Source organism: Streptomyces blattellae (genome assembly GCF_009709555.1).
GTDB classification, from domain to species: domain Bacteria; phylum Actinomycetota; class Actinomycetes; order Streptomycetales; family Streptomycetaceae; genus Streptomyces; species Streptomyces blattellae.
This window is the reverse complement of sequence record NZ_WJBG01000056.1, coordinates 1-14,744: the sequence shown is the minus strand read 5'-3', so window position 1 is coordinate 14,744 and position 14,744 is coordinate 1. Positions and strand designations below refer to the sequence as shown.

At 68.8% G+C, this 14,744-nt stretch carries 12 protein-coding genes; 9 read left to right on the top strand and 3 right to left on the bottom strand.

Going from position 1 to position 14,744, the window contains the following annotated elements; translation table 11 throughout:
* Nucleotides 1-93: 93 nt before the first annotated feature.
* Both GFH49_RS01425 and aceE read right to left on the bottom strand, forming a co-directional pair.
* Complete coding sequence (locus GFH49_RS01425; protein ID WP_155053887.1) at nucleotides 94-861, bottom strand: potassium channel family protein; 768 nt, start codon at nucleotides 859-861, stop codon at nucleotides 94-96.
* Nucleotides 862-959: 98 nt separating this feature from the next.
* Complete coding sequence (gene aceE / locus GFH49_RS01420; RefSeq protein WP_155053886.1) at nucleotides 960-3,707, bottom strand: pyruvate dehydrogenase (acetyl-transferring), homodimeric type; 2,748 nt, start codon at nucleotides 3,705-3,707, stop codon at nucleotides 960-962.
* 351 nt (nucleotides 3,708-4,058) lie between these two features.
* On the opposite strand from aceE, the gene GFH49_RS01415 reads away from it, so the two are divergent.
* The 6 genes from GFH49_RS01415 (at nucleotide 4,059) to GFH49_RS01390 (ending at nucleotide 8,737) form a co-directional block, all read left to right on the top strand.
* The gene (locus tag GFH49_RS01415) at nucleotides 4,059-4,490 is read left to right on the top strand and encodes a DUF3052 domain-containing protein (protein WP_155053885.1); all 432 of its coding nucleotides are present in this window, start codon (nucleotides 4,059-4,061) and stop codon (nucleotides 4,488-4,490) included.
* Between the two features lie 127 nt (nucleotides 4,491-4,617).
* Nucleotides 4,618-5,076 carry a peroxiredoxin gene (locus tag GFH49_RS01410; RefSeq protein ID WP_155053884.1) on the top strand — a complete coding sequence of 153 codons (459 nt, stop codon included), beginning with the start codon at nucleotides 4,618-4,620 and terminating at the stop codon, nucleotides 5,074-5,076.
* 128 nt (nucleotides 5,077-5,204) lie between these two features.
* A complete protein-coding gene (locus GFH49_RS01405) occupies nucleotides 5,205-5,780 on the top strand; it encodes a TerD family protein (protein WP_155053883.1) in 576 nt (191 codons plus the stop codon).
* Nucleotides 5,781-6,003: 223 nt separating this feature from the next.
* Nucleotides 6,004-6,579, top strand: coding sequence for a TerD family protein (locus GFH49_RS01400; RefSeq protein WP_155053882.1), 576 nt, complete (start codon nucleotides 6,004-6,006; stop codon nucleotides 6,577-6,579).
* A gap of 175 nt (nucleotides 6,580-6,754) precedes the next feature.
* Nucleotides 6,755-7,897 carry a DUF475 domain-containing protein gene (locus tag GFH49_RS01395; RefSeq protein WP_155053881.1) on the top strand — a complete coding sequence of 381 codons (1,143 nt, stop codon included), beginning with the start codon at nucleotides 6,755-6,757 and terminating at the stop codon, nucleotides 7,895-7,897.
* A 96-nt stretch (nucleotides 7,898-7,993) separates the two neighbouring features.
* Entirely contained in the window at nucleotides 7,994-8,737 is a 744-nt protein-coding gene (locus GFH49_RS01390) for a TerD family protein (protein ID WP_155053880.1), read from the top strand.
* 237 nt (nucleotides 8,738-8,974) lie between these two features.
* Here GFH49_RS01390 and GFH49_RS01385 read toward each other — a convergent pair whose 3' ends face one another.
* The gene (locus GFH49_RS01385) at nucleotides 8,975-9,724 is read right to left on the bottom strand and encodes a TerD family protein (RefSeq protein WP_155053879.1); all 750 of its coding nucleotides are present in this window, start codon (nucleotides 9,722-9,724) and stop codon (nucleotides 8,975-8,977) included.
* A gap of 184 nt (nucleotides 9,725-9,908) precedes the next feature.
* Between GFH49_RS01385 and GFH49_RS01380 the strand changes: the two genes are divergently transcribed.
* The 3 genes from GFH49_RS01380 to GFH49_RS01370 are packed head-to-tail and all read left to right on the top strand — an operon-like array spanning nucleotide 9,909 to nucleotide 14,600.
* Complete coding sequence (locus GFH49_RS01380) at nucleotides 9,909-11,081, top strand: HpcH/HpaI aldolase/citrate lyase family protein (protein ID WP_155053878.1); 1,173 nt, start codon at nucleotides 9,909-9,911, stop codon at nucleotides 11,079-11,081.
* A 34-nt stretch (nucleotides 11,082-11,115) separates the two neighbouring features.
* Nucleotides 11,116-13,785 carry a phosphoribosyltransferase gene (locus tag GFH49_RS01375; RefSeq protein WP_155053877.1) on the top strand — a complete coding sequence of 890 codons (2,670 nt, stop codon included), beginning with the start codon at nucleotides 11,116-11,118 and terminating at the stop codon, nucleotides 13,783-13,785.
* A complete protein-coding gene (locus GFH49_RS01370) occupies nucleotides 13,785-14,600 on the top strand; it encodes an HAD family hydrolase (protein ID WP_155053876.1) in 816 nt (271 codons plus the stop codon). The genes GFH49_RS01375 and GFH49_RS01370 overlap by 1 nt, the downstream gene beginning before the upstream one ends.
* Nucleotides 14,601-14,744 lie beyond the last annotated feature (144 nt).

Here is a 14,744-nt window from a genome sequence, read left to right as displayed (position 1 = left end):
CCCCCGGCCTCACCCTCACCCCCCGGCCTCACCCTCACCCCCCGGCCTCACCCTCACCCCCCAGCCTCACCCCACCCCCCAGCCCCCCGCCTCCTACTGCCGCCGCCCGTCCCGACCCCCCGGCACCACAACCCCCGCCGCCCCCGACAACGCCGCCACCTCCGCCCGCAGCGCCCGCACCTCCTCCGTCAGCGCGGCGATCGCCTCCGTCTGCCGCCGTTCCTCCGCGTCATCGGACTCGAACCGCGCGATGAACCACGCAGCGATGTTCGCCGTGACGACACCCAGCAGCGCGATCCCGGACAACATCAGCCCGACCGCGAGAATCCGCCCCAGCCCAGTGGTCGGCGAATGATCGCCGTACCCCACGGTCGTCATCGTCGTGAACGACCACCACACCGCGTCACCCAGCGTCTTGATGTTCCCGTTCGGCGACTCCCGTTCCACCGACAGCACCGCGAGCGACCCGAACATCAGCAACGCCACCACCGTCCCGGCGACATACGTCGTCAGCTGGATCTGCGAGGCCATCCGCGCCCGCCGCCCCACCAGCATCACCGTGGACACCAGCCGCAGCAGCCGCAACGGCTGGACGAGCGGCAGCACCACCGCACACAGGTCCAGCCAGTGCCGCCGTACGAACTCCCCACGATGCGGCGCCAGCCACAGCCGCACCAGATAGTCCGCGGCGAACGCCCCCCACACCACCCACTCGACCACCGTGCAGGCCGCCGTCAGCGAGCGCCCCGCGGACGTGGCCACGATCGGCACGGCGTAGGCGACGGCGAACAGCACGGCAAGCACCATCAGCGGCCACTGACTGCGCTGTTCCCAGCGCTCCTGCGGCGATTGCTCCTCCATCCCCGCATCGTAGGGAACGTGAAGGGGCGGTGAAGCCCCAGGCTCCACCGCCCCTTCAACCGCCACGGCTCAACTCAACCGCTACGGCCGGCGCAGCACTACGCGTCGCCGCCCGCGACCCCGGGATCGGCGGCCGAGACATCCAGCAGCTGGTACCGGTCGACGGCCTGCTTCAGCACCGACCGGTCCACCTTCCCCTCCTTCGCCAGCTCGGTCAGCACACCCACCACGATCGACTGCGCGTCGATGTGGAAGAACCGCCGAGCCGCACCACGGGTGTCCGCGAACCCGAAGCCATCGGCCCCCAGGGACTGATACGTCCCGGGCACCCACCGCGAGATCTGGTCCGGAACCGACCGCATCCAGTCGGAAACCGCCACGAACGGCCCTTCGGCCCCGCTCAGCTTCCGCGTCACATACGGCACCCGCTGCTCCTCCTCGGGATGCAGCAGGTTGTGCTCCTCGCACGCCACGGCATCGCGCCGCAGCTCGTTCCAGGAGGTGGCCGACCACACGTCGGCCTTCACGTTCCACTCCTCGGCGAGGATCCGCTGCGCGTCGAGCGCCCACGGCACCGCCACCCCGGACGCCATGATCTGCGCCGGAATCGACCCCGACGTCCCGGCGGAGAGCCGGTGGATGCCCTTGAGGATGCCCTCGACGTCGACGCCCGCAGGCTCGGCCGGGTGCTGGATCGGCTCGTTGTAGACGGTGAGGTAGTAGAAGACGTCCTCGCCGTGCGGATGCTCCGCGTCGCCGCCGTACATCCTGCGCAGCCCGTCCTGCACGATGTGCGCGATCTCGTACGCGTACGCCGGGTCGTACGCCACACAGCCCGGGTTGGTCGAGGCCAGCAACTGCGAGTGTCCGTCGGCGTGTTGCAGACCCTCACCGGTCAGAGTCGTACGGCCGGCCGTCGCACCGAGCACGAAGCCGCGCGCCAACTGGTCCGACATCTGCCAGAACTGGTCACCGGTGCGCTGGAAACCGAACATCGAGTAGAAGACGTACACCGGGATGAGCGGCTCGCCATGCGTGGCGTACGAGGAGCCGGCCGCGATCAGCGAGGCCGTGCAGCCCGCCTCGGAGATGCCGTCGTGCAGCATCTGCCCGGTCGGGGACTCCTTGTAGGCGAGGAGCAGCTCACGGTCGACGGACTCGTACTGCTGGCCCAGCGGGTTGTAGATCTTCGCGCTCGGGAAGAACGAGTCCATGCCGAACGTGCGGTACTCGTCCGGCGCGATCAGCACGAACCGCTTGCCGATCTCCTTGTCCCGCATGAGGTCCTTGAGCAGCCGGACAAAGGCCATGGTCGTCGCGATCGACTGCTGGCCCGTGCCCTTCTTCACGGTCGCGTACGCCTTGTCGCCCGGCAGCGGCAGCGGCTCGGAGCGCACGACGCGGGTCGGGACGTAACCGCCGAGCCCCTTGCGGCGGTCGTGCATGTACTGGATCTCCTCGGAGTTCCGCCCGGGGTGGTAGTATGGCGGAGGCCCGCTCTCCAGCTCCTTGTCGGAGATCGGCAGGTGCAGCCGGTCGCGGAAGCCCTTGAGGTCGGCGACCGTCAGCTTCTTCATCTGGTGCGTGGCGTTGCGGCCCTCGAAGTTCGGGCCCAGTGTCCAGCCCTTGATCGTCTTGGCCAGGATCACCGTCGGCTGGCCCTTGTGCGCCTTGGCCGCCGAGAACGCCGCGAAGATCTTCTGGTGGTCGTGACCGCCGCGGCCCAGGTGCAGGATCTGGTCGTCGGTCATGTTCTCGACCATGGCGCGCAGCCGGTGGTCGTCGCCGAAGAAGTGGTCACGGATGTAGCCACCGGTCTCGGTGGCGTACGTCTGGAACTGCCCGTCCGGCGTGGTGTTCATCCGGTTGACGAGCACGCCGTCCCGGTCCTGGGCCAGCAGCGGGTCCCAGGTGCGGTCCCAGACCAGCTTGATCACATTCCAGCCGGCGCCCCGGAAGACCGACTCCAGCTCCTGGATGATCTTGCCGTTGCCGCGGACCGGGCCGTCGAGGCGCTGCAGGTTGCAGTTGACGACGAAGGTCAGATTGTCGAGGCTCTCGCGGGCCGCGATGGACAGCTGGCCGAGCGACTCCGGCTCGTCCATCTCGCCGTCCCCGAGGAACGCCCACACATGCGACGCGGAGGTGTCCGCGATGCCGCGCGCCTGGAGGTAGCGGTTCATCCGCGCCTGGTAGATCGCACCGATCGGGCCGAGGCCCATCGACACGGTCGGGAACTCCCAGAAGTCCGGCATCAGCCGCGGATGCGGATAGCTGGACAGCCCGTACGGCGCCTTCGACTTCTCCTGCCGGAACCCGTCCAGGTTCTCCTCGCTCAGGCGGTCGAGCAGGAACGCGCGGGCGTAGATGCCCGGTGAGGCGTGCCCCTGGAAGAAGACCTGGTCGCCGCCGTCGCCCTCGTCCTTGCCGCGGAAGAAGTGGTTGAAGCCCACGTCGTAGAGCGAGGCGGAGGAGGCGAAGGTCGCGATGTGACCGCCGACGCCGATGCCGGGACGCTGGGCGCGCGAGACCATCACTGCGGCGTTCCACCGGGTCGCGTTGAGGATCTTGCGCTCGATCTCCTCGTTGCCGGGGAAGAACGGCTCGTCCTTGGTGGCGATCGTGTTGACGTAGTCCGTGCTGCGCATCTCGGGCACGGCCACGCGCTTCTCACGGGCCCGCTCGATCAGCCGCAGCATCAGATAGCGGGCCCGCTCCCGGCCGCGCTCGTCGACGGCGGCGTCGAGGGAGTCGAGCCACTCCTGGGTTTCCTCGGGATCGAAGTCAGGAACCTGACTCGGAAGGCCGCCAATGATGATCGGGTTTCGATCGGATCCGGAAGCCACGGTGTTCCTTACCTGTCGGAGGTCTGCTTTTCGGGGTCTGCGGGTGCCCAGCACCGTCCACCATCGTCTACCTCGGTATGGAAAACGTCATCTCTACTTCGAGGTAACCCAAGCTTGACGCTCCTATAGGGTTCCCAAACGCACAAAGAGGGCAGAAAGGTGTGGCGTATGTCACGTACGGCTTGGGGCGCCCTGCCGGGAGTTGCGGCGAGACAGCCAGGATCGTCACCGTTTCGGCGGTCTGAACGGCCGGGTACTTGCGCGATCCGCCCCGCCCGTGTGGACTACGGCCAATGCCTCGCGCACGCGCGTGGCTGAGTTATTCACCAAGACATGATCAGGAGGCAACCCGTGAGCGCGACCGCGGACCACGCGGAGACGAGCCCTGCCGTCAGGCTGGGGTTCCAGCCCGAGCAGGTGGTCCAGGAGATCGGCTACGACGAGGACGTAGACCAGGAGCTCCGCGAGGCCATTGAGCAAGTGATCGGCAGTGACCTTGTGGACGAGGACTACGACGACGTCGCCGATGCCGTGGTGCTCTGGTTCCGCGACGAGGACGGCGACCTCACGGATGTGCTGGTGGACGCCACCACGTACATCGAAGAGGGCGGCTCGATCCTGCTGCTGACGCCGAAGACCGGCCGCGACGGCTACGTGGAGCCGAGCGACATCTCTGAAGCCGCGACCACGGCGGGGCTGTCCGCGTCCAAGAGCGTCAGCGTGGGCAAGGACTGGAGCGGCAGCCGGCTGGTGACGCCCAAGGCCGCCAAGTCCAAGAAGTAACCCCGGCCTCGTCCCCGAACGGCGGACGGGCTGAATGAATTCACTCAGCCCGTCCGACGGCCCGAGGTGGACGCTGCATAGGGTGTTCTCACCACCCGAACAGCCCCACCGAAAGGGTTCTACGACGATGGCGATCCAGGTCGGCGACAAGGCACCCGACTTCGAGCTCAAGGACAACCACGGCAGGGCCGTGCGGCTGTCCGACTTCCGCGGCGACAAGAACGTGGTGCTGCTCTTCTACCCGTTCGCCTTCACCGGCGTGTGCACCGGCGAACTGTGCGCGCTGCGCGACAACCTGCCGACGTTCACCGACCGCGACACCCGGCTGCTCGCCGTCTCCAACGACTCCATCCACACCCTGCGCGTCTTCGCCGAGCAGGAGGGCCTGGAGTACCCCCTGCTGTCCGACTTCTGGCCGCACGGCGAGACCTCGCGCGCGTACGGCGTCTTCGACGAGGACAAGGGCTGCGCGGTGCGCGGGACCTTCGTCATCGACAAGGAAGGCGTCGTGCGCTGGACCGTCGTCAACGGCCTGCCGGACGCCCGTGACCTGAACGAGTACGTGAAAGCGCTCGACAGCCTGTGATTCTTCGGGCTGTGATTCTTCGGTCCCAGGGCCTGCGAGGTCGGGGAACCGGTCACTAGGATCGAATCGTTGATCCGATACCAACGCACAACGGGGCTGACCGCCCCTGGACATCATTGGGAGGACTCGTGGGAGTCAGCCTCAGCAAGGGCGGCAACGTATCGCTGAGCAAGGAGGCGCCCGGCCTCACCGCGGTCATCGTCGGTCTGGGGTGGGACGTGCGCACCACCACCGGTACCGACTTCGACCTCGACGCCAGCGCCATCCTGACGAACACGGAGGGCAAGGTCAGCAGTGACGCCAACTTCGTGTTCTTCAACAACCTGAAGAGCCAGGACGGCTCGGTCGAGCACACCGGCGACAACCTCACCGGTGAGGGCGAGGGCGACGACGAGCAGATCAAGGTCAACCTCGCCGGTGTCCCGGCGGACGTCGAGAAGATCGTCTTCCCGGTCTCGATCTACGACGCCGAGAACCGCCAGCAGTCCTTCGGCCAGGTCCGCAACGCGTTCATCCGCGTCGTGAACCAGGCCGGCGGCGCCGAGATCGCCAGGTACGACCTCTCCGAGGACGCCTCGACCGAGACCGCCATGGTCTTCGGCGAGCTGTACCGGCACGGCGCGGAGTGGAAGTTCCGCGCCATCGGCCAGGGCTATGCCTCGGGCCTGCGCGGCATCGCGCAGGACTTCGGAGTGAACGTCTGAGCCGGTCCGACTGCCTCACCCGCCCGGCGCCGCACCGTTTGGGTACGGCGCCGGGCGCGCAGTACTCCGTACAACCGCACAGGATTCACCGGGTCTGTCTTTCGGATCAGCCCGACTCCGAGAGACGGTGCCCGGCAAAGCGCCGGTGAGCGGGGTCTGGTGCGTGCAGACCCCGCGTCCCCGGGGCGATCCGAAAGACCGGCTCCAAGGGGAGGACCAGCACATGGGCGTCACGCTCGCCAAGGGAGGAAACGTCTCCCTGTCCAAGGCCGCACCGAACCTCACTCAGGTGATGATCGGTCTCGGCTGGGACGCTCGCTCCACCACCGGAGCCCCGTTCGACCTCGACGCCAGCGCGCTGATGTGCAACGGCGGACGGGTCATGGGTGACGAGTGGTTCATCTTCTACAACCAGCTCAAGAGTCCGGACGGCTCGGTGGAGCACACCGGCGACAACCTCACCGGTGAGGGCGACGGTGACGACGAGTCGCTGCTGATCGACCTCTCCAAGGTGCCGGCCCAGTGCGAGAAGATCGTCTTCCCGGTCTCGATCCATATGGCCGACGAGCGCGGCCAGACCTTCGGTCAGGTCAGCAACGCCTTCATCCGCGTCGTGAACCAGGCCGACGGCCAGGAACTCGCCCGCTACGACCTGAGCGAGGACGCCTCCACCGAGACCGCCATGATCTTCGGCGAGGTCTACCGGTACCAGGGAGAGTGGAAGTTCAGGGCGGTGGGACAGGGGTACGCGTCAGGGCTCAGGGGCATCGCGCTCGACTTCGGGGTCAACGTTTCCTAGTTTCGTATTGCGCTACCTGTTGTGCATCACGCTACTCGTTGCGCAGTATGAGCTAAAGCCGGGCCCTCATGGAGCGCGACGGGGCGCCGACTAGACTTCGGCTTCAAGGTTTCGTAAAGCCGGGTGCGGCGCGGGGGAGACCCGTACACCCCGAACACAAGGGATTGGGTAGCCAGTGGTTCTGAAAACCTTCGGCTGGTCGTTCGCGGTCACCGCGGCCGGCCTCGTCGCGGCCATCTTCATCGGGGGGTGGGAGGCCTTCGGTGTCGTGGCGATCCTCTCCATCCTTGAGATCTCGCTGTCCTTCGACAACGCGGTGGTCAACGCCGGGATCCTGAAGAAGATGAATGCCTTCTGGCAGAAGATCTTCCTCACCATCGGCGTGCTGATCGCCGTCTTCGGTATGCGGCTGGTCTTTCCCGTCGTCATCGTCGCCATCAGCGCCTCGATGGGGCCCATCGAGGCCGTCGACCTCGCGCTCAACGACAAGGACCGGTACGAGCAGCTCGTCACCGACGCCCACCCGTCGATCGCCGCGTTCGGTGGCATGTTCCTGCTGATGATCTTCCTCGACTTCATCTTCGAGGACCGCGACATCAAGTGGCTCGGCTGGCTTGAGCGCCCGCTGGCCAAGCTCGGCAAGGTCGACATGCTGTCGGTCTGCATCGCGCTGATCGTCCTGCTGATCACCTCCATGACCTTCGCGACCCACGCTCATCTGCACGCGGGGAGTGCCGACAAGGCAGAGACGGTTCTGCTCTCCGGTGTCGCCGGCCTCATCACGTACATGATCGTCGGCGGTCTCTCCGGCTACTTCGAGGACAAGCTTGAGGAAGAGGAGGAGCGGGAGCACGAGGAGGAGGAAGCGGCGGAACGCGAGGGCAAGCAGCGCCCGGCGATCGTCCTGGCCGGCCAGGCCGCGTTCTTCATGTTCCTCTACCTTGAGGTCCTGGACGCGTCCTTCTCCTTCGACGGAGTCATCGGCGCCTTCGCCATCACCAACGACATCATCCTGATGGCCCTCGGCCTCGGCATCGGCGCGATGTACGTCCGGTCGCTCACGGTCTACCTGGTCCGCCAGGGCACCCTCGACGACTACGTCTACCTGGAGCACGGCGCGCACTACGCGATCGGCGCGCTCGCCGTGATCCTTCTGGTCACCATCCAGTACGAGATCAGCGAGCTCATCACCGGTCTCATCGGCGTCGTCCTGATCGGCTGGTCCTTCTGGTCCTCCGTCCGCCGCAACCGCGCCATCGCGGCGGCCGAGGGAAAAGCAGGCTCGGACGAGAAGACTGAGGTCTCGTCCGGGGTGTGACACCGCTGTAGGTGAGGAACGCTCTGTGCGGGGCGGCTTCGAGGCGAGTCCTCGTGGCCGCCCCGCCGGACTTTGACGCGGACGTGGGGGCGGAAAATGGGCTTGCTGGACGGACTGCTCTGGCGTGGGCGGAGCGAGGCCCGGTACGACTCGGGCAGCGCATCGAGCAACGCGATCGAACTGACCAAGCGGCACAGCCAGGTCTCACTGACCAAGCAGGACGCGGCCACCGGCCATCTGCGCGTCAACCTGGCCTGGCGGATGCGGACCTCCGACATCGGCGGCTCCCAGCGGGAGAGCCTGCTGCGGCATCCCTTCCGGGCGCTCAAGCCGCCGGAAGTGCTCGGTCACAGCCAGAGCATGGTCAACGTCGACCTGGACCTGGGCTGCCTGTATGAGCTGATGGACGGCACGAAGGGGGTCGTCCAGCCGCTCGGCGGGCTCTTCGGTGACGTGAACGCCGCGCCGTACGTCAAGCTCAGCGGCGACGACCGGTTCGGCTCGGGGTCCGGTGAGACGATCTACGTCAACCTCGACCATCGCGAGGCCATCAAGCGGGTCCTGGTCTTCGTCTACATCTACGACCAGACCCCGGCCTTCGACCGTACCCACGCCATCGTCACCCTCTACCCCAGCAACGGCCCCCGCATCGAAATCAGCCTCGACGAACGCCACCCGCAGGCCCGCTCCTGCGCGGTCGTCATGATCGAGAACGTCAAGGGCGAGATGATCGTCCGCCGCGAGGTGAAGTTCGTGTACGGCTTCCAGGCGGAGCTGGATCGGTTGTACGGGTGGGGGTTGCAGTGGGGGCGGGGCTACAAGACGAAGGCGGAACGCTGACGCTGTGTCTTGGCGGGTGCGCGTAGGGGGGCGGGGCTTCTTGTGGTTCGGCGGCCTTAGGTCCGTTGTGGCTGGTCGCGCCCGCGCGGCGGTAGCCGCACATCTACACAGCCCCGCGCCCCCAAAGGGGCGCTTCGCCCAGCCGTAGCCGCGGGCAGCCGTGCCGCCTGGGGCGGCACGGGTGGGCGCAGGCGGCACCCCGGAAGCGCCGGGCTGCGCGACTCGCCCCCGCCCGCGCTACAGCTGGCGACCGATGAACTGCGGGCCCTGCGGTGGCAGGTGGAACTCCGTGTCCGGTACGGCGGTCACCGGCTGGGGGTAACCGTACGCGGGCTGACTGGTCGGATGCGGATACCCGTACGCCGGCTGCTCCGGAGGCAACGGCCGCCCTGGAGCGGTCGCAGGCACCGGAACAGGCACCGCCGCCTCCTCCTGCGCCGCCTCCGACTCGTCCACCGAGATCCCGAAGTCGGACGCCAGCCCCTTCAGCCCGTCCGAGTAGCCTTCGCCCAGCGCCCGGAACTTCCACCCCTCCCCACGCCGGTACAGCTCACCGCAGATCAGCGCGGTCTCCTCGCCGGTCTCGGGCTTGATGTCGAAGTAGGCCAGCGGCTCACCGTCGGCGACGGCGGGGTCGTACAGCGCGATGCGCAGGCCCTGTACGCGGTCGAAGGTGACCCCATCGGCCGATGCGACCAGCAGAATCTGGCTGACGTCGGCCTCGACACCGGAGAGATCTGTCTGGATCGTGTCGGTCGGGCCCTCGGCGCCCCGCTTCTGGCCGAGCCGCCAGACCGTCCCGGAGGGGTGCCGGGGCTGGTTGTAGAAGACGAAATCCTCGTCGGAGCGCACACGTCCGTCGGGGCCGAGGAGCAGCGCCGAGGCGTCGACATCCGGGACCCCCTGCCCGGGCGTCCAGCGCACCACGGCACGTACCGTGGTGACATGGAGTGGGATGTTCGACCCCTTCAGCATCGCGTGCGTCATGCGGTCATCCTGCCTTCTCGGTCCTGGTCACGACAACGCGGGGGTACTGATCCCCTACCTGCTGTGCCGGCCTGCGTTACCTGAAATTCATGCCCGGCGGGAACCCCAGACATAGGCCTCTACGTACTATTACCGGCCACCTATCACCGACCGCAGGTTGCCCAGCCGCCACGGGGGAGTCCATATGCGTCATTTCGGGCACATCGCCCCGGAGGTGCGGCAGCGCCTCTTCCATCAGGAGCCGTGCGAGTTCGACGCCGACTCCCCGTCCCGGCGACTCTCCGCCGCCCTCGGCGCCACGCTCTACAGTCCGGCCACCCGGGCACGGCTCGCGGACGACATCGTCAAGCAGGCAGGCCGCGGCGTGGTCTCGATGGTGCTGTGCCTGGAGGACTCGATCGACGACTCGGAGGTCCCGGTCGCCGAGGAGAACCTCGTACGGCAGTTCACCGAGCTGGCCGGGCAGGAGGACGCCGACGCCGGCCTGCCCCTGCTCTTCATCCGGGTCCGTACCCCCGAACAGATCCCCGACCTGGTGCGGCGCCTCGGCCCCGCCGTCCGGCTGCTGTCCGGATTCGTGATGCCGAAGTTCACCGAGGAACGCGGCATCCCCTTCCTGGAGGCCCTGGCGACCGCCGAGGGCGCGAGCGGCCGGCGGCTGTTCGCCATGCCGGTGCTCGAATCGCCGGAGCTGCTGTACCGCGAGTCCCGGGTGGAGACCCTTGAGGGCGTCTTCCGCGCGGTCGACAAGTACCGCGAGCGGGTGCTGGCGCTGCGCCTCGGCGTCACCGACTTCTGCTCCTCGTACGGCCTGCGCAGAGCCCCCGACATGACGGCGTACGACGTCCAGATCGTCGCCTCCGTGATCGCCGACGTGGTGAACATGCTGGGGCGTGCGGACGGCACCGGGTTCACGGTCACGGGGCCGGTGTGGGAGTACTTCCGCGTGCAGGAACGCATGTTCAAGCCACAGCTGCGCCGCAGCCCCTTCCTGGAGGGTCAGGCCGAGGCGCTGCGCGAGGCGCTGATCGAGCACTCCATGGACGGGCTGCTGCGCGAGATCACCCTCGACCAGGCCAACGGCCTGCTCGGCAAGACCTGCATCCACCCCTCGCACGTCCTGCCCGTGCACGCACTCTCCGTGGTCAGCCATGAGGAGTTCAGTGACGCACAGGACATCCTGCGGCCCGAACGCGGCGGCGGGGGTGTGCTCAGGTCGGCGTACACGAACAAAATGAATGAAGTGAAGCCGCATCGCGCATGGGCCGAGAGGACCATGATGCGCGCCGAGGTCTTCGGTGTGGCGAACGAGGACATCGGCTTCGTCGAGCTGCTCGCCGCCGGAATACCCGGCTGAACCTGCCCGGATCCGGCTGAACACCAAGGGACGCATGAACAAGGCAGTGAACAACGGGGGGCCGGACCAGGTGTGGACCGGCAGCTGGGTCGCCGAGCGGCTCGGCGTCGAACTCGTCGGCGACGACCAGCTGGCCGGCCTGCTGGGGCTCGCGCTGCGCCGCAACCCCAAACGGGCGCATCTGCTGGTCTCCAACGTGCTCGGCAAGCACGTACCGCAGTCACCGTCCGTGGTGTACGGCTCCGGCTTCGCACTCGGCCGCCGGGTCCGTGAGCTGCTCGGCGACGAAGAGGCGGGCCGCGCGGTGGTCCTCGGATACGCCGAGACCGCCACCGGACTCGGCCACTCCGTCGCCGACGGCCTCGGCCTCGCGCCCTACCTGCACTCCACCCGCCGCCCGGTCCCCGGCGTCGCCCCCGCCGGCGGCTTCGAGGAGTCCCACTCCCACGCCACCTCGCATCTGCTGCTCCCGGAGGATCCGGCACTGCTCGCCGGAGACGGCCCACTCGTCCTGGTCGACGACGAGTTCTCCACCGGGAACACGGTGCTGAACACCGTCCGGGATCTTCATGAGCGGTATCCGAGGCGGCGGTACGTCATCGTCGCGCTGGTGGACATGCGGTCGGCGGCGGATGCGGGGCGCCTCGCGGAATTCGCCGGGGAGATCGGCGCGCGGGTCGATCTGGTGGCGGCGGCTTCAGGGACGGTGCGGCTGCCGGAGGGGGTGCTGGAGAAGGGGCGGGAGCTGGTGGCGCGGTACGAGGCGGAGAGTGCTGCGCGGGGTGGTCGGTCGGCCGCGGGCGCGTCGGGGCTGGTCGCAACCCCGGGCGGAGCCGCACATCGACACAGCCCCGCGCCCCTGGAGGGCGACGCAGGGGCCGCGAGCCTTGAGACCGACGGCCGGACCGCCCCCCTGGGGGCGCGGGACTGTGTCGAATCTGCGGCCACCGCCGCGTGGGCACGACCAGCCCCCACCGGCCCGCAGCCGCCTGACGACCGAGTCGACCGAGTCACCCGCGTCGAACTGCACTGGCCCCCGGGCCTCCCCGACGGCGGTCGCCACGGCTTCACCCCCGCGCATCGAATACGACTGGAGCAGGCCCTCCCCGCGATGGCAGCCCGCCTCGCGGAGGCACTCCCCGCCGACGCGCACCGCGTGCACGTCCTCGGCTTCGAAGAGCTGATGTACGCCCCGCTCAGACTCGCCCGTGAGCTGGAGCAGATCGCGGACACCGAGGTGCGCTACTCCACCACCACCCGCTCACCCGTCCTCGCGGTCGACGACCCCGGCTACGCGATCCGCACCCGCCTCGTGTTCCCCGCGCACGACGAACCGGCCGACGGCCCCGGCGATCGCTACGCCTACAACGTGGCCGGCGCCGGTTTCGACGCCGTGATCGCGGTGCTCGACTCCACCGCCGACACCCCCGAACTGCACGCGCCCGAGGGCCTGTTGGCACGGCTCGCCGCGCACACCCCGCACGTCCTGCTCGCGGTCGTGCCGTCGTACGTCCCCGACCCTCAGCTCGCCCCCGAAAGGCCCTCCATGCTGCCCGAGCCCCTGCGCGGCCCCGCCTTCTCCTCGTATGCGCCCGAGGAGGTCGGCTGGCTGCTGCAGGACCTCTCGGACGTCACGCTGGAGGCGCCGACCGAGGAGCGCGAGGAGGCCATCCAGAGCGGCGGCGCGCACTACGCGGAGTCGCTGCCGGTGGAGTACCAGCCCAGCGAGCAGTACCAGGAGCTGTTCCACGCCGCGCTGGACGCGTCCGCGGCGCGGATCGCGCGGGCGGTGGGTGCCGTCACCGAACTGGTCCTCGCCGAGCGGTCACCCCGTCCGGTCCTGGTGTCCCTCGCCCGCGCGGGTACGCCCGTCGGCGTCCTGATGCGCCGCTGGGCCGAGCACCGGCACGGCCTCGGCCTGCCGCACTACGCGGTGTCGATCGTGCGCGGCCGGGGCATCGACGCGAACGCGCTGCGCTGGCTGGCGGCCCATCACGACCCCGCCGACGTCGTGTTCGTCGACGGCTGGACCGGCAAGGGCGCCATCACCCGCGAACTTGCCGACGCCCTGCGGGAGTTCGAGGAGGCCGAGGGGGTGTCCGGCTTCGACCCGGAGATCGCGGTGCTGGCCGACCCGGGCTCGTGCGTGCGGACGTACGGCACCAGGGAGGACTTCCTCATCCCGTCCGCCTGCCTCAACTCGACGGTGTCGGGCCTGATTTCACGTACAGTGCTGCGCGCGGACCTGGTCGGGCCGCACGACTACCACGGTGCGAAGTTCTACCGCGAACTCGCCGGCGCGGATGTGTCGGTGGACTTCCTCGACGCGGTGTCCGCGCGCTTCCCCGAGGTGGCGGACGCGGTGGACTCACTCACCAAGGAACTGCTGGCGGCGGACCGTTCACCGACCTGGGAGGGCTGGACGGCGGTCGAGCGGATCAGCGAGGAGTACGGCATCCATGACGTCAACCTGGTCAAGCCGGGCGTCGGCGAGACCACGCGCGTACTGCTGCGCCGGGTGCCGTGGCGGATCCTGGCGCGGGCCGGGGCGGGCGCCGACCTGGACCACGTACGACTGCTGGCCGAACAGAGAGGTGTCCCGGTGGACGAGGTCGCCGAACTCCCCTACACCTGTGTGGGGTTGATCCACCCCAAGTACACGCGCGGTGCGACGGGTGCCGACGGCAGGGCGGTGACGGTCTGATGCCGGTGCTGGTCGCGAGCGACCTCGACCGTACGCTCATCTACTCCACCGGGGCCCTCGCCCTCACGATGCCGGACGCGCGGGCACCCCGGCTGCTGTGCGTGGAGGTGCATGAGAGCAAGCCGCTGTCGTACATGACCGAGACGGCGGCCGGGCTGCTGACGGAGCTGGGCGACGCGGCGGTCTTCGTGCCGACGACCACCCGCACCCGCAAGCAGTACGAGCGCATCAACCTGCCCGGCCCGGCCCCGAGATACGCGATCTGCGCGAACGGCGGGCACCTGCTCGTGGACGGGGTCTCCGACCCGGACTGGCACGCGCGGGTGACGGCCCGGCTGGCGGACGAGTGCGCGTCGCTGGCGGAGGTGCGGGACCACCTGATGGAGACGGCCGATCCGCTGTGGGTGCGCAAGCACCGGGTCGCCGAGGACCTCTTCGCGTACCTCGTGGTGGAGCGTGAGCTGCTGCCCGAGGACTGGGTGAAGGAACTGGCGGTCTGGGCCGAGAACCGCGGCTGGACGGTGTCGCTCCAGGGCCGCAAGGTCTACGCCGTCCCGAAGCCGCTGACCAAGAGCGCGGCCGTGCGCGAGCTGGCCCGCCGCACGGGCGCCGACCTGACCCTCGCGGCCGGCGACTCCCTCCTCGACGCCGACCTGCTGCTGGCCGCCGACCAGGGCTGGCGCCCGGGGCACGGCGAGCTGGCGGACGCCGAATGGACGGCTCCGGCGATCAGCCCGCTGCCGGAAAGGGGAGTGCTGGCGGGGGAGCGAATCCTGCGGGAGTTCTTGAAGGCGACTCGCACGACGACGCCGTAAAAGGGGGCACCCGCAGGCAGCAGCGCATCGTTTCAGCCAAGCAGGCCCGGCGACGTCCGCGACCGGCCACGATGACGCCGCGGTCGGACGGGCGGCACATCGCGGCCTGTGGTCGGACGGGCGGCACATCGCGGCCTGTGGTCG

Excerpts from the sequence above, each read along its gene's own strand:
- GFH49_RS01425 (WP_155053887.1), bottom strand. The coding sequence starts at position 861 with ATGGAGGAGCAATCGCCGCAGGAGCGCTGGGAACAGCGCAGTCAGTGG.
- GFH49_RS01410 (WP_155053884.1), top strand. The coding sequence starts at position 4,618 with ATGGCGATCCAGGTCGGCGACAAGGCACCCGACTTCGAGCTCAAGGAC.
- GFH49_RS01400 (WP_155053882.1), top strand. The coding sequence starts at position 6,004 with ATGGGCGTCACGCTCGCCAAGGGAGGAAACGTCTCCCTGTCCAAGGCC.
- GFH49_RS01390 (WP_155053880.1), top strand. The coding sequence starts at position 7,994 with ATGGGCTTGCTGGACGGACTGCTCTGGCGTGGGCGGAGCGAGGCCCGG.
- GFH49_RS01385 (WP_155053879.1), bottom strand. The coding sequence starts at position 9,724 with ATGACGCACGCGATGCTGAAGGGGTCGAACATCCCACTCCATGTCACC.
- GFH49_RS01380 (WP_155053878.1), top strand. The coding sequence starts at position 9,909 with ATGCGTCATTTCGGGCACATCGCCCCGGAGGTGCGGCAGCGCCTCTTC.
- GFH49_RS01375 (WP_155053877.1), top strand. The coding sequence starts at position 11,116 with ATGAACAAGGCAGTGAACAACGGGGGGCCGGACCAGGTGTGGACCGGC.
- GFH49_RS01370 (WP_155053876.1), top strand. The coding sequence starts at position 13,785 with ATGCCGGTGCTGGTCGCGAGCGACCTCGACCGTACGCTCATCTACTCC.